The following is a 16509-nucleotide window of genomic DNA, read 5'->3' on the forward strand; positions in this document are numbered from 1 at the left end:
GTAAATCCTCTCAAAGCCTCAGAACACGGGAGCGGGCCCGCACCCCTGGGGGTACGGGCCCGCACACGAGAAACGTCGGAACGCTTACGCGTCCTTCGACTCCTCCGCCGGAGCCTCGGCGGCGTCCTCGACCTTGGTCTCCTCGACCTTGGCCTCGTCAGCCTCCTTGACCGCACGCTTGGTGGCGGCCTCGGCCTCGGCGACGGTCGCCTTCTTGGCGATCTCGCCCTCGACCAGCTCGATCACGGCCATCGGGGCGTTGTCGCCACGACGGTTGCCGATCTTGGTGATACGGGTGTAGCCACCCGGGCGCTCGGAGTAGCGCGGGGCGATCTCGGTGAAGAGCGTGTGGACGACGCCCTTGTCCGTGATCGTCTGCAGCACCAGGCGACGGTTGTGGATGTCGCCCTTCTTCGCCTTGGTGATCAGGCGCTCGGCGACCGGACGCAGGCGGCGGGCCTTGGCCTCGGTCGTGGTGATGCGGCCGTGCTCGAAGAGGGACTTCGCCAGGTTGGCGAGCAGCAGACGCTCGTGAGCGGCGCTGCCACCGAGGCGGGCACCCTTGGCGGGACGCGGCATGGTGTTTCTCCTTGTGATCTGCACCGGCCGTATGAGGTACCGATGTCAGTGTCCGAGCGGGCGGTTACCCGTCGGAGATCCAGGCCCCGTCAGGGGCCTGGAAGGGGCGCGGGGCGGTGTCGATACGCGACTCCGTCGCGGGGGCGCGATCAAGCACAGCGCACCCGCACCCGGGTACGGACCGTATGGCCCGAGCTCTTAGTACTGCTCGGTCTCGACGAACCCGGCGTCCGCGTCGTCGTCGGCGCCGAAGGCGTCGGCGGCGGCGGTCGGGTCGAATCCGGGCGGGCTGTCCTTGAGGGCCAGGCCCATGCCGGCCAGCTTCGCCTTGACCTCGTCGATCGACTTCGCACCGAAGTTGCGGATGTCGAGCAGGTCGGCCTCGGAGCGCGCCACGAGCTCACCCACGGAGTGGATGCCCTCACGCTTGAGGCAGTTGTACGAACGAACGGTGAGCTCGAGCTCCTCGATCGGCAGCGCCAGGTCGGCGGCGAGGGCGGCGTCCGTGGGGGACGGGCCCATGTCGATGCCCTCGGCGTCGATGTTGAGCTCGCGCGCCAGACCGAACAGCTCGACCAGGGTCTTGCCGGCGGACGCCATGGCGTCACGCGGGCGCATGGCCTGCTTGGTCTCGACGTCGACGATCAGCTTGTCGAAGTCGGTGCGCTGCTCGACACGGGTCGCCTCGACCTTGTACGTGACCTTGAGCACCGGGGAGTAGATGGAGTCGACCGGGATACGGCCGATCTCCTGGCCCACCTGCTTGTTCTGCACGGCGGAGACGTAGCCGCGACCGCGCTCGACGGTCAGCTCCATCTCCAGCTTGCCCTTGCCGTTGAGCGTGGCGAGCACCAGGTCGGGGTTGTGCACCTCGACTCCGGCCGGCGGGGCGATGTCGGCAGCGGTGACCAGGCCGGGACCCTGCTTGCGCAGGTACATCACGACCGGCTCGTCGTGCTCCGAGGAGACGACCAGCTGCTTGATGTTCAGGATGAGGTCGGTGACGTCCTCCTTGACGCCCGGCACGGTGGTGAACTCGTGCAGGACACCGTCGATACGGATGGACGTGACAGCCGCACCCGGGATCGAGGAGAGGAGCGTACGACGGAGGCTGTTGCCGAGCGTGTAGCCGAAGCCCGGCTCCAGGGGCTCGATGACGAACCGCGAGCGGAATTCGTCGACGACCTCTTCGGTCAGCGAGGGGCGCTGAGCGATCAGCATGGTGTGAATCCTTCGGTTGTGGACGCCCACTATTTGACGTCCGACAGGTACTGCTTACTGCAAGGGTACGGGCGGCACCGCTCCGAAGAGCCGTACCGCCCATCCCTCAGAACAACCGTGACCGGTCGCCGTGCGTCAGACGCGGTGCGTCAGACGCGGCGGCGCTTCGGCGGACGGCAGCCGTGCTGCGAATTCCCGGGGGATAACCCCCGGACCCCCAGCAGGCAGCCGCCGTGGCCAAGGCCGTGCGTCAGACGCGGCGGCGCTTCGGCGGACGGCAGCCGTTGTGCGGCGTGGGGGTGACGTCCTGGATCGAACCGACCTCGAGGCCCGTGGCCTGGAGGGAGCGGATCGCGGTCTCGCGGCCGGAGCCCGGACCCTTGACGAAGACGTCAACCTTGCGCATGCCGTGCTCCTGCGCGCGGCGAGCGGCCGACTCGGCGGCCATCTGCGCGGCGAACGGGGTCGACTTGCGCGAGCCCTTGAAGCCGACGTGGCCGGCGGAGGCCCAGGAGATCACGTTGCCCGAGGGGTCCGTGATCGAGACGATCGTGTTGTTGAACGTGCTCTTGATGTGCGCGTGGCCGTGAGCGACGTTCTTCTTTTCCTTGCGGCGCACCTTCTTGGCGGCACCCTGACGACCCTTGGGGGGCATCTATATCTCCTACGGGAGGTGGTCGGTCCTACAGCGAAGACCGTGTGGTCAAGCGTCCGCTGAGGACTACTTCTTGCCCGGCTTCTTCTTACCGGCGATGGCGCGACGCGGGCCCTTGCGGGTACGGGCGTTCGTGCTGGTGCGCTGACCGTGGACCGGCAGGCCGCGACGGTGGCGGATGCCCTGGTAGCACTGGATCTCGATCTTGCGGCGGATGTCGCCCTGGATCTCGCGGCGGAGGTCACCCTCGGTACGGAGGTTGGCGTCCACGTACTCGCGGATCTTGACGAGGTCCTCTTCGGCCAGGTCACGAACGCGGGTGTTCGGGTTCACGCCGGTGGAGGCGAGGATCTCCTTGGACCGGGTGCGCCCGATACCGAAGACGTAGGTGAGTGCGATCTCCACACGCTTTTCGCGCGGGATGTCAACACCGGAAACGCGTGCCATTCAATGGCTCCTGTGTGTTCGGGGGTCTTCCGCAAGGCCGCTCCCGGCAGGCCGTATGAGGTACGAACCGGGTCTCCGGCCCCCGCCGGAGGTGCCGCCGACCCTTGCGGGCTGGGCGGGCCTTGCGTATGTACGTATTGCTTGCGTCGCGCGAAGAACTGCGAAATGCAGGTCGGTCGGCGTGCGTCAGCCCTGGCGCTGCTTGTGGCGCAGGTTGTCGCAGATGACCATGACCCGACCGTGGCGGCGGATCACCTTGCACTTGTCGCAGATCTTCTTGACGCTCGGCTTGACCTTCATGTGGGTGAGGTTCTCCGGGTCAGTGCCACCACCCGCGCGCGGAGGCGGGGTGCGGGCAAGATCTACTTGTAGCGGTAGACGATCCGGCCACGCGTCAGGTCGTACGGAGAGAGCTCCACAACGACCCGGTCGTCCGGAAGGATTCGGATGTAGTGCATCCGCATCTTGCCGGAGATGTGCGCGAGGACCTTGTGACCGTTCTGGAGCTCCACCTTGAACATGGCGTTCGGGAGGGACTCGATCACGGTGCCCTCGATTTCGATGGCACCTTGCTTCTTGGCCACGCTTCGCCTTTCGAATCGGCTACCTTGATCGACTCTCGATCCCGTATGCGGGCACACGGGTACACGAGAGCCGACGCATCAGTCTACGTCAGGCCCCTGGAAAAGACGAATCCAGGAAGAATGCCCACCTCAGGCTGTGTCTAATCAGCCGCTACCGCGGCGGGCCTTACGCAAGGAGCCACGCCGCAGTACGACCCCGCTACGCCAGGGGGTCCGGCGCCGCGGTCACACCCAGCTCCGCCAGCTTCGCCTTGCCGCCGTCCGGCGAGGTCAGGACCAGCGGGCCCTCCTCCGTCAGCGCCACCGAGTGCTCCCAGTGCGAGGACCAGGTGCCGTCGGTCGTGATGACCGTCCAGTCGTCCGACAGGACCTCCGTGTGGGGCGTGCCGAGCGAGACCATCGGCTCGATCGCCAGGCAGAAGCCGGGGACCAGCTTCGGACCCTTGCCGCGCTTGCGCGAGACGTAGTTCAGCAGGTGCGGGTCCATGTGCATCTCGGTGCCGATGCCGTGGCCGCCGTAGTCCTCGACGATGCCGTACTTGCCGCCGCCCGGCTTCGGCTGGCGGCGGATGTACGTCTCGATCGCGCGCGAGATGTCCACCAGCCGGTTGCCGTTGCGCATCGCGGCGATGCCGGCCCACATCGACTCCTCGGTCACCCGCGAGAGCTCGACGAGCTCCGGAGCGTGCCCGGTGCCCACGAACGCCGTGTAGGCCGCGTCACCGTGCCAGCCGTCGACGATCGCGCCGGCGTCGATGGAGATGATGTCGCCGTCCTTGAGGACGGTCTTCTCGTCCGGGATGCCGTGGACGACGACCTCGTTGACCGAGGTGCAGATCGTCGCGGGGAAACCGCCGTACCCCAGGAAGTTCGACTTCGCCCCGTGGTCCGCGATGACCTTCCGCGCGACCTCGTCCAGGTCCTTCGTCGTGGCGCCCGGCACGGCCGCCTCACGGGTCGCCGCGTGGATGGCCGCGACGACCAGCCCCGCCTCGCGCATCTTCGCGATCTGCTCGGGGGTCTTGATCTGCACCATCGTGGCCGCGGCCTTTCCTTGGAGTACGGGGAACAGAACAACGATACGGCCGCGGCGCCCCTGAGGGGCACCGCGGCCGTATCGGACGAACCAGGGTTACTTCTTGAGCGCGGCCATCGCCTTCGCGGTGACCTCGTCCACCTTGCCGAGCGCCGAGATCGTCACGACCAGGTTCTGTGCCCGGTAGTAGTCGATGATCGGCTCGGTCTGCGTGTGGTAGACCTCCAGGCGCTTGCGGACGGTCTCCTCGGAGTCGTCCGGGCGCTGGTACAGCTCGCCGCCGCAGACGTCGCAGACGCCCTCGGTCTTCGGCATGTTGTACATCACGTGGAACACGTGCGCACTGTCGTTGCGGCAGGTGCGGCGACCTGCGATCCGCTTCACGACCTCGTCCTCGGGGACCTCCAGGTCCAGGACCGCGTCCAGCTGCATGTCCTCGGCCTTGAGGACCACATCCAGCGCCTCGGCCTGGGCCACGTTCCGCGGGAATCCGTCGAGCAGGAAGCCGTTCACGGCGTCCGGCTGCTCCATGCGGTCCTTGGCCATCCCGATGGTCACCTCGTCGGGCACGAGGTCGCCGGCGTCCATGTACGCCTTGGCCTTCATGCCCAGCTCCGTGCCCTGCGAAATGTTGGCACGGAACAGATCACCCGTGGAGATGTGCGGAATGTCCAGGTTCTTGGCAAGGAACGCGGCCTGCGTTCCCTTGCCCGCACCGGGCGGTCCGACGAGGACGATTCGCATCAGCGGAGGAACCCTTCGTAATTGCGCTGCTGGAGCTGGCTCTCGATCTGCTTCACGGTCTCCAGCCCCACACCCACGATGATGAGGATGCTCGTCCCGCCGAACGGGAAGTTGGCATTGGCGCCACCGAAGCCTGCCAACGCCATCGTCGGCACAAGAGCGATCAGACCCAGATACAGCGAGCCCGGCCAAGTGATCCGGTTGAGCACGTAGCTCAGATACTCGGCAGTAGGTCGACCAGCCCGGATACCCGGGATGAAGCCACCATACTTCTTCATGTTGTCCGCGACTTCCTCGGGGTTGAACGAGATCGCCACGTAGAAGAAGGCGAAGAACACGATCAGGAGGAAGTACGTAGCGATGTAGTAGGGGTGGTCACCCTTGACGAAGTGGGCTTCGATCCAGGTCTTCCACCCTGCGGTGGAGTTCGAGAACTGGGCGATCAAGGCCGGGATGTAGAGCAGCGACGAGGCGAAGATGACAGGAATCACACCTGCCTGGTTCACCTTGAGCGGGATATAAGTGGACGTACCGCCGTACGACCTGCGGCCGATCATCCGCTTCGCGTACTGCACCGGAATCCGGCGCTGGGCCTGCTCGACGAAGACGACGAGGCCGACCATCACGAAGCCGATCAGGATGACCGTGCCGAACTCGATCCAACCCTGGGCCAGGTTGCCGCTCTCCTTGATGGCCCACAGGGCGCCCGGGAAGCCGGCCGCGATCGAGATGAACATCAGGATCGACATGCCGTTGCCGATGCCGCGGTCGGTGATGAGCTCACCGAGCCACATGACGACGGCGGTACCGGCGGTCATGGTGATGACCATGGTGGCGGTCACGAAGATCGACTGGTCGGGGACGACCTGGTTGGCCACCGTGCAGCCACTGAAGAGCGCACCCGTACGGGCCGTGGCGACCAGACCGGTGCCCTGAAGGATGGCGAGGGCGATCGTCAGATAACGCGTGTACTGCGTGATCTTGGCCGTGCCCGACTGCCCTTCCTTCTTGAGGGCTTCCAGGCGCGGGATCACGACAGTCAGCAGCTGAAGGATGATGCTCGCCGTGATGTACGGCATGATGCCGAGCGCGAAGATGGTGATCTGCAGCAGCGCCCCGCCGCTGAACATGTTCACCAGGCCGAACAGGGAATTGTTGCCCTGGCTTGCCTGGTCCACACACTGCTGGACGGCCTTGTAACTGACACCGGGGACGGGGATGTGTGCCCCGAGCCGGTACAGCACGATGATGCCGAGCGTGAAGAGCAGCTTCTTGCGCAGGTCGGGCGTCTTGAACGCCCGGGCGAACGCGGTGAGCACGGTGCCTCCTGCGACCCCCGCGCTATGCGTCAGAGGTGACGGTCTTGAGGTTCGACGAATAGTTACCGGTCATGAGAACCGTGCGGGCATACCGCACGGAGCATAGACGTGCACGCCACCTTACCGGCGACCATGCCCCCCTAGGAACGACCAACCGGGGATGCCCCTTTTGGGAGGCATCCCCGGTCGGATGTTCAGGCCATCGAGTCGTCTCAGACGAGCTCGGTGACGGTGCCGCCGGCGGCGGCGATCTTCTCCTTGGCGGAGCCGGAGACGGCGTCGACCGTCACCTGCAGCGCCACGGAGACCTCGCCGGTGCCGAGCACCTTGACGAGCTGGTTCTTACGAACCGCACCCTTGGCGACCAGATCGGCCACCGTGACCTCGCCACCCTGCGGGTAGAGCGCGGCCAGCTTGTCCAGGTTCACGACCTGGTACTCGGTGCGGAAGGGGTTCTTGAAGCCCTTCAGCTTCGGAAGACGCATGTGGAGGGGCATCTGGCCACCCTCGAAGCGCTCCGGAACCTGGTAACGGGCCTTCGTACCCTTCGTACCACGACCGGCCGTCTTACCCTTCGACGCCTCACCACGACCCACACGGGTCTTGGCGGTCTTGGCGCCCGGGGCGGGACGGAGGTTGTGGACCTTCAGCGGGTTGTTCTCCGCCATGTCAGTCGACCTCCTCGACCGTCACGAGGTGGCGGACGGTGTGCACCATTCCGCGGAACTCGGGGCGGTCCTCCTTGACGACCACGTCGTTCAGGCGCTTGAGCCCGAGCGAACGCAGGGTGTCGCGGTGGTTCTGCTTGCTGCCGATGTACGACTTCGTCTGCGTGATCTTGAGGCGAGCCATTACGCACCCGCTCCCGCACGAGCACGAAGCAGAGCCGCGGGGGCGACGTCCTCGAGGGGCAGACCACGGCGAGCCGCGATCTCCTCGGGACGCTGCAGGCCCTTCAGGGCCTCCACGGTCGCGTGCACGATGTTGATCGCGTTGTCGGAGCCGAGCGACTTCGACAGGATGTCGTGAACGCCGGCGCACTCGAGCACGGCACGCACCGGGCCACCGGCGATAACGCCGGTACCGGGGGAAGCCGGCTTGAGCAGGACGACGCCCGCGGCCTTCTCACCCTGGATCGGGTGCGGGATGGTGCCCTGGATACGGGGGACCTTGAAGAAGTGCTTCTTGGCCTCCTCAACACCCTTGGCGATGGCGGCCGGCACCTCCTTGGCCTTGCCGTAACCGACACCCACGGTGCCGTCACCGTCGCCCACCACGACCAGCGCGGTGAAGCTGAAGCGACGACCACCCTTCACAACCTTGGCGACACGGTTGATCGCGACAACGCGCTCAACGTAAGCGGTCTTCTCGGCGGCAGCTGCGCCGCCGTCACGGCCCTTCCGGTCCCGCCGCTCGCCGCCACCGGCACCGCTTCCGCGGCGCTGGGGTCCAGCCATTGGAATTACCTCTCTTCGTTATCCGCTGAGCTACGGAACCGGCTCAGAACTTCAGGCCGGCTTCGCGGGCGGCGTCCGCCAGGGCGGCGATGCGCCCGGCGTACCTGTTGCCGCCACGGTCGAACACGACAGCCTCGATGCCGGCAGCCTTGGCACGCTCGGCCACGAGCTGGCCGACCTGCTTCGCCTTCGCCGACTTGTCGCCTTCGCCGCCGCGGATGGACGAGTCCAGGGTCGACGCCGACGCGAGCGTGTGGCCCGCGAGGTCGTCGATCACCTGAGCGGTGATGCCGCGGTTGGAACGCGTGACGACCAGGCGCGGACGCTCGGTCGTACCCGCGATCTTCTTGCGGATCCGGATGTGGCGACGCTTCAGAGCAGCGCCCTTGTAGGCCTTGCCCTTGGCAATCTTCACGCCGTATGCCATGGCTTACTTACCAGCCTTTCCGACCTTGCGGCGGATGACCTCACCCGCGTACTTCACGCCCTTGGCCTTGTAGGGGTCGGGCTTGCGAAGCTTGCGGATGTTCGCGGCGACCTCGCCGACCTTCTGCTTGTCGATGCCCTCGACCGAGAACTTGGTCGGCGACTCGACCTTGAAGGAGATGCCCTCGGGGGCCTCCACCAGGATCGGGTGGCTGTAGCCGAGCTGGAACTCCAGGTTGGAGCCCTTCGCGGCAACGCGGTAACCGACACCGCTGATCTCGAGCGCCTTCACGTACCCCTGGGTCACACCGGTGATCATGTTGGCCACCAGCGTGCGGGACAGGCCGTGCAGGGCCTTGTTCTGACGCTCGTCGTTCGGACGGGTGACGTTCAGAACGCCGTCCTCGCCCTTAACGATCTCGATCGGCGCGGCGACGGTGTGGCTCAGGGTGCCCTTGGAACCCTTCACCGTGACCGTGCGGCCCTCGATGGTGACGTCCACGCCGGCGGGAACCGTGATGGGGAGCTTGCCAATACGCGACATTAGCTATTCCTCCGTTCCCGACTACCAGACGTAGGCGAGGACTTCCCCACCCACGCCCTTCTTCTGCGCCTGCTGGCCGGTCAGGAGACCGTGGGACGTGGAGATGATCGCCACGCCCAGGCCGCCGAGGACCTTCGGCAGGTTGGTGGACTTCGCGTAAACCCGGAGGCCCGGCTTCGAGATCCGCTTGATGCCCGCGATGGAGCGCTCACGGTTCGGACCGAACTTGAGCTCGAGGACGAGGTTCTTGCCGACCTCGGCGTCCTCGACCTTCCAGCCCGTGATGAAGCCCTCCTGCTGGAGGATTTCCGCGATGTGAGACTTGATCTTGCTGTGCGGCATCGTCACAGAGTCGTGGTATGCCGAGTTCGCGTTACGCAGACGGGTCAGCATGTCCGCGATCGGATCAGTCATGGTCATGAATTGGCCTTCGGCCTCTCTCGCCGGGGTTTCCAGTGCGCCATCCCTCTCCCCACACAGGGGCGGGACGGGTGCGGCGCGGGGACCTACGGCGTAGTAAGTCGTACGGGCGGCGGACGCCCAACCCTCCTAGCCTAAGCCATGGAGGGATGGGCCTCCGCCAACCCAATGCTTACCGAGAGACTCCGGTCATCCCAACTAAGGGATTACCAGGAGCTCTTGGTCACGCCCGGCAGCTCGCCACGGTGAGCCATCTCACGAAGGCACACGCGGCACAGGCCGAACTTGCGGTACACGGAGTGAGGGCGACCGCAGCGCTGGCAGCGGGTGTACGCACGCACACCGAACTTGGGCTTGCGGGCAGCCTTCGCGATGAGAGCCTTCTTCGCCATCTCGCTTACGCCTCCTTGAACGGGAAGCCGAGGTGACGCAGAAGGGCACGGCCCTCGTCGTCGTTGGTCGCCGTGGTGACCACGGTGATGTCCATACCCCGGACACGGTCGATCTTGTCCTGGTCGATCTCGTGGAACATGACCTGCTCCGTGAGACCGAAGGTGTAGTTGCCACGCCCGTCGAACTGCTTGGGGGACAGACCACGGAAGTCGCGGATGCGCGGAAGCGCGAGCGACAGGGTGCGGTCCAGGAACTCCCACATGCGGTCGCCACGGAGGGTGACGTGGGCACCGATCGGCTGTCCCTCACGCAGCTTGAACTGCGCGATGGACTTGCGGGCCTTGGTGACGGCCGGCTTCTGACCGGTGATCGTGGTGAGGTCGCGGATGGCGCCCTCGATCAGCTTGGAGTCGCGGGCGGCGTCGCCCACACCCATGTTGACCACGATCTTGACGAGGCCGGGGATCTGCATGACGTTCTCGTAGGAGAACTCCTCACGCAGCTTGCCCGCGATCTCCTCGCGGTACTTCGTCTTGAGACGCGGAGTGGTGGTGGTAGCCATCAGATGTCCTCACCCGTCCGCTTGGCAACGCGGATCTTGTTGCCCTCGTCGTCGAAGCGGTAACCGACGCGCGTGACGACCTTCTTGCCGTCCTTCTCCACGACGAGCTGAACGTTGCTCACGTGGACAGGGGCCTCGGTCGTGACGATGCCACCGGCCTGCGAGGGGCCGGCCTTGGTGTGCTTCTTGACCCGGTTGACACCCTCGACCAGGACACGGTCCTCGCGGGGGAAGGCCGCGATGACCTTGCCCTGCTTGCCCTTGTCCTTACCGGTGATGACCTGGACCAGGTCGCCCTTCTTGATCTTCATGCTTACAGCACCTCCGGCGCGAGCGAGATGATCTTCATGAACTTCTTCTCGCGCAGCTCACGGCCCACGGGGCCGAAGATACGGGTGCCGCGAGGGTCGCCGTCGTTCTTGAGAATGACAGCGGCGTTCTCGTCGAAGCGGATGTACGAGCCGTCCTGGCGGCGGCGCTCCTTGACGGTGCGAACGATGACCGCCTTGACGACGTCACCCTTCTTCACGTTGCCACCGGGGATCGCGTCCTTGACGGTGGCGACGATGACGTCACCGATGCCCGCGTAGCGGCGACCCGAGCCACCGAGAACACGGATGCAAAGGATCTCCTTGGCACCAGTGTTGTCGGCGACGCGAAGTCGCGACTCCTGCTGGATCACGTCTATCTCCTGATTGTCTGCCGGTTCCCGGCGAGGGGGTCCGTCACCGGAACCCCTCGCCGAGCCTGGCGGAACGAACCTGAGGGAAACCCCTCAGGTGATTACTTGGCCTTCTCGAGGATCTCGACGACGCGCCAGTGCTTCGTGGCGGACAGCTTCCGGGTCTCCATCAGGAGGACGCGGTCGCCGACGCCGGCAGCGTTCTGCTCGTCGTGAGCCTTGAGCTTGTTCGTACGGCGGATGACCTTGCCGTACAGCGCGTGCTTGACGCGGTCCTCGACGGCGACGACGACGGTCTTGTCCATCTTGTCGCTGACGACCAGGCCCTCACGGACCTTGCGGGCGTTGCGCTCGGTCTTCTCAGTCACGTTGCTCTCGCTCATCAGGCGCTCTCCACCGTCTCGATGCCCAGCTCGCGCTCACGCATCAGGGTGTAGATCCGCGCGATGTCCTTACGGACGGACTTGAGCCGCCCGTGGTTCTCGAGCTGGCCCGTCGCCGCCTGGAAGCGGAGGTTGAACAGCTCTTCCTTGGCCTCGCGGAGCTTGGCGACAAGCTCCTCGTTGCCCAGCTCGCGCAGCTCGGACGCCTTGGTACCGGCGGTCATCACAGCTCACCTGCTTCGCGCTTGACGATCTTGCACTTCATCGGCAGCTTGTGGGCCGCACGGGTCAGGGCCTCGCGCGCGATCTTCTCGTTCGGGTAGGACAGCTCGAACATCACCCGACCGGGCTTGACGTTCGCGATCCACCACTCCGGCGAACCCTTACCGGAACCCATGCGGGTCTCGGCAGGCTTCTTGGTCAGCGGACGGTCCGGGTAGATGTTGATCCAGACCTTGCCGCCACGCTTGATGTGGCGGGTCATGGCGATACGAGCCGCCTCGATCTGGCGGTTGGTCACGTACGCCGGAGTGAGGGCCTGAATGCCGTACTCGCCGAACGCAACCTGCGTACCACCCTTGGACATACCGCTGCGCTTCGGGTGGTGCTGCTTGCGGTGCTTGACCCTACGGGGGATCAGCATTTCGGTCAGGCCTCCGTTCCGGTGCTCTCAGCCGGAGCAGCGGCAGCAGCCTCGGCCTTGGGGGCCTCGGCGGCGGGAGCCGACTGCTGCGGCTTGCGGCCGCGACCGCCACGCTCGCCACCACGGCCACCGCGGCCGGCCGGGCGGTCAGCGCCGCCACGAGCCGGACGGTTGCCGGCGCGGGCAGCGGCGTTCTCGGCGCGAACCTCGGCGATGTTCTTGACGTCGCCCTTGTAGATCCAGACCTTCACGCCGATGCGGCCGAAGGTGGTCTTGGCCTCGAAGAAGCCGTACTCGACGTTCGCGCGCAGCGTGTGCAGCGGCACACGACCCTCGCGGTAGAACTCCGAGCGCGACATCTCCGCACCGCCGAGGCGGCCGCCACACTGGATCTTGATGCCCTTGGCGCCGGCCTTCATGGCGGACTGCATGCTCTTACGCATGGCCCGACGGAAGGAGACGCGGGAGGACAGCTGCTCGGCAACGGCCTGGGCCACGAGCTGAGCGTCGACCTCGGGGTTCTTGACCTCGAGGATGTTCAGCTGGACCTGCTTGCCCGTGAGCTTCTCGAGGTCGCCGCGGATGCGGTCGGCCTCGGCGCCACGGCGGCCGATGACGATGCCGGGACGCGCGGTGTGGATGTCCACCCGCACGCGGTCACGGGTGCGCTCGATCTCAACCTTCGAGATGCCGGCGCGCTCCATGCCGGACGTCATCATCCGACGGATGGCGACGTCTTCCTTGACGTAGTCCTTGTACAGCTTGTCGGCGTACCAGCGGGACTTGAAGTCCGTGGTGATGCCGAGCCGGAACCCATGCGGGTTAACCTTCTGGCCCATTACCGGGTTCCTTCCTTGCTGCTGACGACCACGGTGATGTGGCTGGTCCGCTTACGGATCCGGTAGGCACGGCCCTGAGCACGCGGACGGAACCGCTTCAGGGTCGGGCCCTCATCCACGTACGCCTCGCTGATGTACAGCGAAGAGGCGTCACTGTGGTCGTAGTTGTGCGCGGCGTTGGCAATGGCGCTGTCCAGCACCTTGCCGACCGGCACGCTCGCGGCCTGCGGGGCGAAACGCAGGACCGCCTGAGCCTCCGTGGCGTCCATGCCACGGATAAGGTCCACCACTCGGCGGGCCTTCATGGGCGTGACGCGGATGTACCGCGCCTGGGCCCTGGCTTCCATGGTTGTCCTTCCAGTGTCTGTCATGGTCATTCCACCCCGCTACTAGCGGCGCTTCGACTTCCGGTCGTCCTTCACGTGACCCCGGAAGGTGCGCGTCGGCGAGAACTCGCCGAGCTTGTGGCCGACCATCGACTCGGTGACAAACACCGGAATGTGGGTCTTGCCGTTGTGCACCGCGATCGTGTGGCCGAGCATGGCCGGGATGATCATCGAGCGACGGGACCAGGTCTTGATGACGTTCTTGGTGCCGGCTTCGTTCTGGGCGTCCACCTTCTTTACGAGGTGGTCGTCGACGAAGGGCCCCTTCTTGAGACTGCGCGGCATCTAAACCCGCTCCTAGCGCTTCTTGTTCGTCTTGCGGCGGCGGACGATGTACTTGTTCGAAGCCTTCTTCGGCGAACGAGTACGACCCTCCTTCTGACCCCACGGGGAGACCGGGTGGCGACCACCGGAGGTCTTGCCCTCACCACCACCGTGCGGGTGGTCGACCGGGTTCATCGCCACACCGCGAACGGTCGGGCGAACGCCCAGCCAGCGCTTGCGGCCGGCCTTGCCCCAGTTGATGTTCGACTGCTCGGCGTTGCCGACCTCACCAATGGTGGCGCGGCAGCGGGCGTCGACGAGACGGATCTCACCGGACGGCATACGAAGGTGGGCCATCGTGCCCTCCTTCGCCAGCAGCTGCACGGAGGCACCCGCGGAACGGGCGAACTTGGCGCCACCGCCGGGACGGAGCTCGATCGCGTGGATCGTGGTACCGACCGGGATGTTGCGGAGGGCCAGGTTGTTGCCGGGCTTGATGTCGGCGCCAGGGCCGTTCTCAACCCGGTCACCCTGCGCGAGACCGCGCGGGGCGATGATGTAGCGCTTCTCGCCGTCCGCGTAGTGGAGCAGCGCGATGCGAGCGGTGCGGTTCGGGTCGTACTCGATGTGAGCGACCTTGGCCGGCACGCCGTCCTTGTCGTGACGACGGAAGTCGATCACGCGGTAGGCGCGCTTGTGGCCACCGCCCTGGTGACGGACGGTCACACGACCGGTGTTGTTACGGCCACCCTTGCTGTGCAGCGGGCGGACCAGCGACTTCTCCGGCGTGGACCGCGTGATCTCGACGAAGTCGGCTACGGAGGAGCCACGGCGGCCCGGCGTAGTCGGCTTGTACTTGCGGATTCCCATTTCTCAGTCCTCGTCCGATTCCGGACGATCCAGACCGCCCTTAGGCGGTCGGACCGCCGAAGATGTCGATACGGTTGCCCTCGGCAAGGGTCACGATGGCGCGCTTGGTGTCCTTGCGCTTACCGAAACCGGCCTTGGTGCGCTTGCGCTTGCCCTGGCGGTTGATCGTGTTGACCCCGGTGACCTTGACCGAGAAGACCGCCTCGACGGCCTGCTTGATCTGGGTCTTGTTGGCGCCGGGCGCAACGATGAACGTGTACTTGTTCTCGTCGAGCAGCGCGTAGCTCTTCTCGGAGACAACCGGCTTGACGAGAACGTCGCGCGGGTCCGTGAAGGTCTTGCTGGTGATCGTGGCCTCGGACATCAGGCCTCGCTCCCTTCGGTGTCAGCAGCCGACGACTTCGCAGCGCCAGACACGAAGGACTCGAGCGCGGTCTGGGTGAAGACCACGTCGTCGGATCGCATCACGTCGTACGTGTTCAGCTGGCCCGGCTCCAGGATGTGCACCTGGGGCAGGTTGCGGGCGGACAGCCACGCGGCCTCGTCGGAGCGCTCGACGACCAGGAGCAGGTTCTTGCGCTCCGAGATCTTGCCGAACAGCGTCTTGGCGGCCTTGGTGGAGATGCCACCCTCGACCACGCCGGAGACGACGTGGATACGGGAGTGGTTCGCCCGGTCGGAGAGGGCACCGCGGAGGGCGGCGGCCTTCATCTTCTTGGGGGTCCGCTGCGAGTAGTCACGCGGCACGGGACCGTGCACGACGCCACCACCGGCGAACTGCGGGGCGCGGGTCGAACCCTGACGGGCGCGGCCGGTGCCCTTCTGGCGGTACGGCTTCTTGCCACCACCACGGACCTCGCCACGCGTCTTGACCTTGTGCGTGCCCTGACGGGCGGCGGCCAGCTGCGCGACGACGACCTGGTGGATCAGCGGGATGCTGATCTTGGCCTCGAAGATCTCGGCCGGGAGCTCGACGGTCCCGGTCTTGTCGCCGGAGGGCGACAGAATGTCAATGGTGCTCATATCCTCAGGCCCCCTTGGCCGCGGTGCGGACCAGGACGAGGCCGCCGTTCGGACCAGGAACCGCACCCTTGATCAGGAGCAGGCCCTTCTCCGCGTCAACGGCGTGAACGGTCAGGTTCTGGGTGGTCACGCGCTCGTTGCCCATACGGCCGGCCATGCGCATGCCCTTGAAGACACGGCCCGGGGTGGCGCAGCCACCGATCGAACCGGGCTTGCGGTGCACGCGGTGGGCACCGTGGGAGGCCTTGCCACCACGGAAGTTGTGGCGCTTCATGGCACCGGCGAAGCCCTTGCCCTTGCTCTTGCCGGTGACGTCGACCTTCACGCCGGCCTCGAAGACCTCGGCGGTGATCTCCTGGCCGAGCGTGTACTCGGAGGCGTCAGCGGTGCGGAGCTCCACCAGGTGGCGGCGCGGGGTGACATCGGCCTTGGCGAAGTGACCCTTGAGGGGCTTGTTCACCTTGCGAGGGTCGATCTCGCCGAAGGCGATCTGGACCGACTCGTAGCCGTCGGTGTCGTTCGTACGCACCTGGGTCACGACATTCGGGCCGGCCTTGACGACGGTCACCGGGACGACCCGGTTGTTCTCGTCCCAGACCTGCGTCATGCCGAGCTTCTCGCCCAGGATGCCCTTGATGTTCTTAGCCATCTCGCGCGTCACCTCAGAGCTTGATCTCGATGTCGACGCCCGCCGGCAGGTCGAGGCGCATGAGCGAGTCAACCGTCTTCGGCGTGGGGTCGAGGATGTCGATGAGGCGCTTGTGCGTGCGCATCTCGAAGTGCTCGCGCGAGTCCTTGTACTTGTGCGGCGACTTGATGACGCAGTACACGTTCTTCTCAGTGGGCAGCGGCACCGGGCCTGCAACCGACGCACCAGTGCGCGTCACCGTCTCGACGATCTTCTTCGCCGAGGAGTCGATGACCTCGTGGTCGTAGGCCTTGAGCCGGATGCGGATCTTCTGTCCCGCCATGGCTACTCAGTAGTCCTGTCTCTTGTATTAACGCTCTGGAACTCGGCGACTCTCTGGACCC

The 16509-nt window shown here is 65.9% G+C and carries 30 protein-coding genes; all 30 read right to left on the minus strand.

The features are described from left to right. Positions 1–84: 84 nt before the first annotated feature. The 30 genes from rplQ to rpsJ all read right to left on the minus strand — a co-directional run bounded on the left by rplQ (position 85) and on the right by rpsJ (position 16448). The gene (rplQ, locus tag FDM97_RS31555; RefSeq protein WP_137993924.1) at positions 85–579 is read right to left on the minus strand and encodes a 50S ribosomal protein L17; all 495 of its coding nucleotides are present in this window, start codon (positions 577–579) and stop codon (positions 85–87) included. Positions 580–777: 198 nt separating this feature from the next. Continuing rightward, positions 778–1800, minus strand: coding sequence for a DNA-directed RNA polymerase subunit alpha (locus FDM97_RS31560; RefSeq protein WP_003966937.1), 1023 nt, complete (start codon positions 1798–1800; stop codon positions 778–780). A gap of 250 nt (positions 1801–2050) precedes the next feature. Then, positions 2051–2455, minus strand: a complete 405-nt coding sequence (gene rpsK, locus FDM97_RS31565; RefSeq protein ID WP_003956432.1) for a 30S ribosomal protein S11 — start codon at positions 2453–2455, stop codon at positions 2051–2053. A gap of 66 nt (positions 2456–2521) precedes the next feature. Further along, the gene (rpsM, locus tag FDM97_RS31570) at positions 2522–2902 is read right to left on the minus strand and encodes a 30S ribosomal protein S13 (protein ID WP_007265919.1); all 381 of its coding nucleotides are present in this window, start codon (positions 2900–2902) and stop codon (positions 2522–2524) included. A 186-nt stretch (positions 2903–3088) separates the two neighbouring features. Further along, complete coding sequence (gene rpmJ / locus FDM97_RS31575; protein ID WP_003956441.1) at positions 3089–3202, minus strand: 50S ribosomal protein L36; 114 nt, start codon at positions 3200–3202, stop codon at positions 3089–3091. A 62-nt stretch (positions 3203–3264) separates the two neighbouring features. Further along, entirely contained in the window at positions 3265–3486 is a 222-nt protein-coding gene (gene infA, locus FDM97_RS31580; RefSeq protein ID WP_003956442.1) for a translation initiation factor IF-1, read from the minus strand. 199 nt (positions 3487–3685) lie between these two features. Then, positions 3686–4522, minus strand: coding sequence for a type I methionyl aminopeptidase (gene map / locus FDM97_RS31585; protein WP_137993925.1), 837 nt, complete (start codon positions 4520–4522; stop codon positions 3686–3688). A 96-nt stretch (positions 4523–4618) separates the two neighbouring features. Then, positions 4619–5266 carry an adenylate kinase gene (locus FDM97_RS31590; RefSeq protein WP_137993926.1) on the minus strand — a complete coding sequence of 216 codons (648 nt, stop codon included), beginning with the start codon at positions 5264–5266 and terminating at the stop codon, positions 4619–4621. Then, positions 5266–6585: a preprotein translocase subunit SecY gene (gene secY / locus FDM97_RS31595; RefSeq protein ID WP_137993927.1), complete on the minus strand. Its 1320-nt coding sequence runs from the start codon at positions 6583–6585 to the stop codon at positions 5266–5268. The genes FDM97_RS31590 and secY overlap by 1 nt, the downstream gene beginning before the upstream one ends. A gap of 212 nt (positions 6586–6797) precedes the next feature. After that, positions 6798–7253: a 50S ribosomal protein L15 gene (rplO, locus tag FDM97_RS31600; protein ID WP_137993928.1), complete on the minus strand. Its 456-nt coding sequence runs from the start codon at positions 7251–7253 to the stop codon at positions 6798–6800. A gap of 1 nt (position 7254) precedes the next feature. After that, positions 7255–7437, minus strand: coding sequence for a 50S ribosomal protein L30 (gene rpmD, locus FDM97_RS31605; RefSeq protein WP_005313525.1), 183 nt, complete (start codon positions 7435–7437; stop codon positions 7255–7257). Continuing rightward, positions 7437–8042 carry a 30S ribosomal protein S5 gene (gene rpsE, locus FDM97_RS31610; protein WP_030201551.1) on the minus strand — a complete coding sequence of 202 codons (606 nt, stop codon included), beginning with the start codon at positions 8040–8042 and terminating at the stop codon, positions 7437–7439. The genes rpmD and rpsE overlap by 1 nt, the downstream gene beginning before the upstream one ends. A 43-nt stretch (positions 8043–8085) precedes the next feature. Then, positions 8086–8469 carry a 50S ribosomal protein L18 gene (gene rplR, locus FDM97_RS31615; RefSeq protein ID WP_137993929.1) on the minus strand — a complete coding sequence of 128 codons (384 nt, stop codon included), beginning with the start codon at positions 8467–8469 and terminating at the stop codon, positions 8086–8088. Positions 8470–8472: 3 nt separating this feature from the next. Beyond that, complete coding sequence (gene rplF / locus FDM97_RS31620) at positions 8473–9012, minus strand: 50S ribosomal protein L6 (RefSeq protein WP_137993930.1); 540 nt, start codon at positions 9010–9012, stop codon at positions 8473–8475. 21 nt (positions 9013–9033) lie between these two features. After that, positions 9034–9432 carry a 30S ribosomal protein S8 gene (rpsH, locus tag FDM97_RS31625; RefSeq protein ID WP_006347222.1) on the minus strand — a complete coding sequence of 133 codons (399 nt, stop codon included), beginning with the start codon at positions 9430–9432 and terminating at the stop codon, positions 9034–9036. A gap of 206 nt (positions 9433–9638) precedes the next feature. Further along, positions 9639–9824 carry a type Z 30S ribosomal protein S14 gene (locus tag FDM97_RS31635; RefSeq protein WP_003956452.1) on the minus strand — a complete coding sequence of 62 codons (186 nt, stop codon included), beginning with the start codon at positions 9822–9824 and terminating at the stop codon, positions 9639–9641. Positions 9825–9829: 5 nt separating this feature from the next. After that, positions 9830–10387 carry a 50S ribosomal protein L5 gene (rplE, locus tag FDM97_RS31640; protein WP_137993931.1) on the minus strand — a complete coding sequence of 186 codons (558 nt, stop codon included), beginning with the start codon at positions 10385–10387 and terminating at the stop codon, positions 9830–9832. Continuing rightward, positions 10387–10698, minus strand: coding sequence for a 50S ribosomal protein L24 (rplX, locus tag FDM97_RS31645; protein WP_137993932.1), 312 nt, complete (start codon positions 10696–10698; stop codon positions 10387–10389). Before rplX ends, rplE begins: the two co-directional genes overlap by 1 nt. Positions 10699–10700: 2 nt before the next feature. Next, positions 10701–11069, minus strand: coding sequence for a 50S ribosomal protein L14 (gene rplN, locus FDM97_RS31650; protein ID WP_003956455.1), 369 nt, complete (start codon positions 11067–11069; stop codon positions 10701–10703). Positions 11070–11170: 101 nt separating this feature from the next. Then, positions 11171–11452 carry a 30S ribosomal protein S17 gene (rpsQ, locus tag FDM97_RS31655; protein ID WP_137993933.1) on the minus strand — a complete coding sequence of 94 codons (282 nt, stop codon included), beginning with the start codon at positions 11450–11452 and terminating at the stop codon, positions 11171–11173. Continuing rightward, on the minus strand, positions 11452–11676 hold the full coding sequence (gene rpmC / locus FDM97_RS31660; protein WP_028797851.1) for a 50S ribosomal protein L29: 225 nt from the start codon (positions 11674–11676) through the stop codon (positions 11452–11454). Before rpmC ends, rpsQ begins: the two co-directional genes overlap by 1 nt. After that, positions 11676–12095: a 50S ribosomal protein L16 gene (gene rplP / locus FDM97_RS31665; protein ID WP_015035580.1), complete on the minus strand. Its 420-nt coding sequence runs from the start codon at positions 12093–12095 to the stop codon at positions 11676–11678. Before rplP ends, rpmC begins: the two co-directional genes overlap by 1 nt. A 5-nt stretch (positions 12096–12100) precedes the next feature. Continuing rightward, positions 12101–12934: a 30S ribosomal protein S3 gene (gene rpsC / locus FDM97_RS31670; protein ID WP_137993934.1), complete on the minus strand. Its 834-nt coding sequence runs from the start codon at positions 12932–12934 to the stop codon at positions 12101–12103. Then, positions 12934–13281: a 50S ribosomal protein L22 gene (gene rplV, locus FDM97_RS31675; RefSeq protein WP_030208989.1), complete on the minus strand. Its 348-nt coding sequence runs from the start codon at positions 13279–13281 to the stop codon at positions 12934–12936. The genes rpsC and rplV overlap by 1 nt, the downstream gene beginning before the upstream one ends. 42 nt (positions 13282–13323) lie before the next feature. Then, the gene (rpsS, locus tag FDM97_RS31680; RefSeq protein WP_019888752.1) at positions 13324–13605 is read right to left on the minus strand and encodes a 30S ribosomal protein S19; all 282 of its coding nucleotides are present in this window, start codon (positions 13603–13605) and stop codon (positions 13324–13326) included. A 12-nt stretch (positions 13606–13617) separates the two neighbouring features. After that, entirely contained in the window at positions 13618–14454 is an 837-nt protein-coding gene (rplB, locus tag FDM97_RS31685) for a 50S ribosomal protein L2 (protein ID WP_137993935.1), read from the minus strand. 40 nt (positions 14455–14494) lie between these two features. Further along, complete coding sequence (gene rplW / locus FDM97_RS31690) at positions 14495–14818, minus strand: 50S ribosomal protein L23 (protein WP_137993936.1); 324 nt, start codon at positions 14816–14818, stop codon at positions 14495–14497. After that, positions 14818–15477, minus strand: coding sequence for a 50S ribosomal protein L4 (gene rplD, locus FDM97_RS31695; RefSeq protein ID WP_137993937.1), 660 nt, complete (start codon positions 15475–15477; stop codon positions 14818–14820). Before rplD ends, rplW begins: the two co-directional genes overlap by 1 nt. 4 nt (positions 15478–15481) lie before the next feature. Then, positions 15482–16126 (minus strand): 50S ribosomal protein L3, encoded by a 645-nt coding sequence (gene rplC, locus FDM97_RS31700; protein WP_137993938.1) that lies wholly within the window; start codon positions 16124–16126, stop codon positions 15482–15484. A gap of 13 nt (positions 16127–16139) precedes the next feature. After that, positions 16140–16448, minus strand: coding sequence for a 30S ribosomal protein S10 (rpsJ, locus tag FDM97_RS31705; RefSeq protein ID WP_003948644.1), 309 nt, complete (start codon positions 16446–16448; stop codon positions 16140–16142). Positions 16449–16509: the final 61 nt, after the last annotated feature.

The organism is Streptomyces vilmorinianum, assembly GCF_005517195.1.
GTDB classification, from domain to species: domain Bacteria; phylum Actinomycetota; class Actinomycetes; order Streptomycetales; family Streptomycetaceae; genus Streptomyces; species Streptomyces vilmorinianum.

Excerpts from the sequence above, each read along its gene's own strand:
- rplQ (WP_137993924.1), bottom strand. The coding sequence starts at position 579 with ATGCCGCGTCCCGCCAAGGGTGCCCGCCTCGGTGGCAGCGCCGCTCAC.
- FDM97_RS31560 (WP_003966937.1), bottom strand. The coding sequence starts at position 1,800 with ATGCTGATCGCTCAGCGCCCCTCGCTGACCGAAGAGGTCGTCGACGAA.
- rpsK (WP_003956432.1), bottom strand. The coding sequence starts at position 2,455 with ATGCCCCCCAAGGGTCGTCAGGGTGCCGCCAAGAAGGTGCGCCGCAAG.
- rpsM (WP_007265919.1), bottom strand. The coding sequence starts at position 2,902 with ATGGCACGCGTTTCCGGTGTTGACATCCCGCGCGAAAAGCGTGTGGAG.
- rpmJ (WP_003956441.1), bottom strand. The coding sequence starts at position 3,202 with ATGAAGGTCAAGCCGAGCGTCAAGAAGATCTGCGACAAGTGCAAGGTG.
- map (WP_137993925.1), bottom strand. The coding sequence starts at position 4,522 with ATGGTGCAGATCAAGACCCCCGAGCAGATCGCGAAGATGCGCGAGGCG.
- FDM97_RS31590 (WP_137993926.1), bottom strand. The coding sequence starts at position 5,266 with ATGCGAATCGTCCTCGTCGGACCGCCCGGTGCGGGCAAGGGAACGCAG.
- rplO (WP_137993928.1), bottom strand. The coding sequence starts at position 7,253 with ATGGCGGAGAACAACCCGCTGAAGGTCCACAACCTCCGTCCCGCCCCG.
- rpmD (WP_005313525.1), bottom strand. The coding sequence starts at position 7,437 with ATGGCTCGCCTCAAGATCACGCAGACGAAGTCGTACATCGGCAGCAAG.
- rpsE (WP_030201551.1), bottom strand. The coding sequence starts at position 8,042 with ATGGCTGGACCCCAGCGCCGCGGAAGCGGTGCCGGTGGCGGCGAGCGG.
- rplR (WP_137993929.1), bottom strand. The coding sequence starts at position 8,469 with ATGGCATACGGCGTGAAGATTGCCAAGGGCAAGGCCTACAAGGGCGCT.
- rplF (WP_137993930.1), bottom strand. The coding sequence starts at position 9,012 with ATGTCGCGTATTGGCAAGCTCCCCATCACGGTTCCCGCCGGCGTGGAC.
- rpsH (WP_006347222.1), bottom strand. The coding sequence starts at position 9,432 with ATGACCATGACTGATCCGATCGCGGACATGCTGACCCGTCTGCGTAAC.
- FDM97_RS31635 (WP_003956452.1), bottom strand. The coding sequence starts at position 9,824 with ATGGCGAAGAAGGCTCTCATCGCGAAGGCTGCCCGCAAGCCCAAGTTC.
- rplE (WP_137993931.1), bottom strand. The coding sequence starts at position 10,387 with ATGGCTACCACCACCACTCCGCGTCTCAAGACGAAGTACCGCGAGGAG.
- rplX (WP_137993932.1), bottom strand. The coding sequence starts at position 10,698 with ATGAAGATCAAGAAGGGCGACCTGGTCCAGGTCATCACCGGTAAGGAC.
- rpsQ (WP_137993933.1), bottom strand. The coding sequence starts at position 11,452 with ATGAGCGAGAGCAACGTGACTGAGAAGACCGAGCGCAACGCCCGCAAG.
- rpmC (WP_028797851.1), bottom strand. The coding sequence starts at position 11,676 with ATGACCGCCGGTACCAAGGCGTCCGAGCTGCGCGAGCTGGGCAACGAG.
- rplP (WP_015035580.1), bottom strand. The coding sequence starts at position 12,095 with ATGCTGATCCCCCGTAGGGTCAAGCACCGCAAGCAGCACCACCCGAAG.
- rpsC (WP_137993934.1), bottom strand. The coding sequence starts at position 12,934 with ATGGGCCAGAAGGTTAACCCGCATGGGTTCCGGCTCGGCATCACCACG.
- rplV (WP_030208989.1), bottom strand. The coding sequence starts at position 13,281 with ATGGAAGCCAGGGCCCAGGCGCGGTACATCCGCGTCACGCCCATGAAG.
- rpsS (WP_019888752.1), bottom strand. The coding sequence starts at position 13,605 with ATGCCGCGCAGTCTCAAGAAGGGGCCCTTCGTCGACGACCACCTCGTA.
- rplB (WP_137993935.1), bottom strand. The coding sequence starts at position 14,454 with ATGGGAATCCGCAAGTACAAGCCGACTACGCCGGGCCGCCGTGGCTCC.
- rplW (WP_137993936.1), bottom strand. The coding sequence starts at position 14,818 with ATGTCCGAGGCCACGATCACCAGCAAGACCTTCACGGACCCGCGCGAC.
- rplD (WP_137993937.1), bottom strand. The coding sequence starts at position 15,477 with ATGAGCACCATTGACATTCTGTCGCCCTCCGGCGACAAGACCGGGACC.
- rplC (WP_137993938.1), bottom strand. The coding sequence starts at position 16,126 with ATGGCTAAGAACATCAAGGGCATCCTGGGCGAGAAGCTCGGCATGACG.
- rpsJ (WP_003948644.1), bottom strand. The coding sequence starts at position 16,448 with ATGGCGGGACAGAAGATCCGCATCCGGCTCAAGGCCTACGACCACGAG.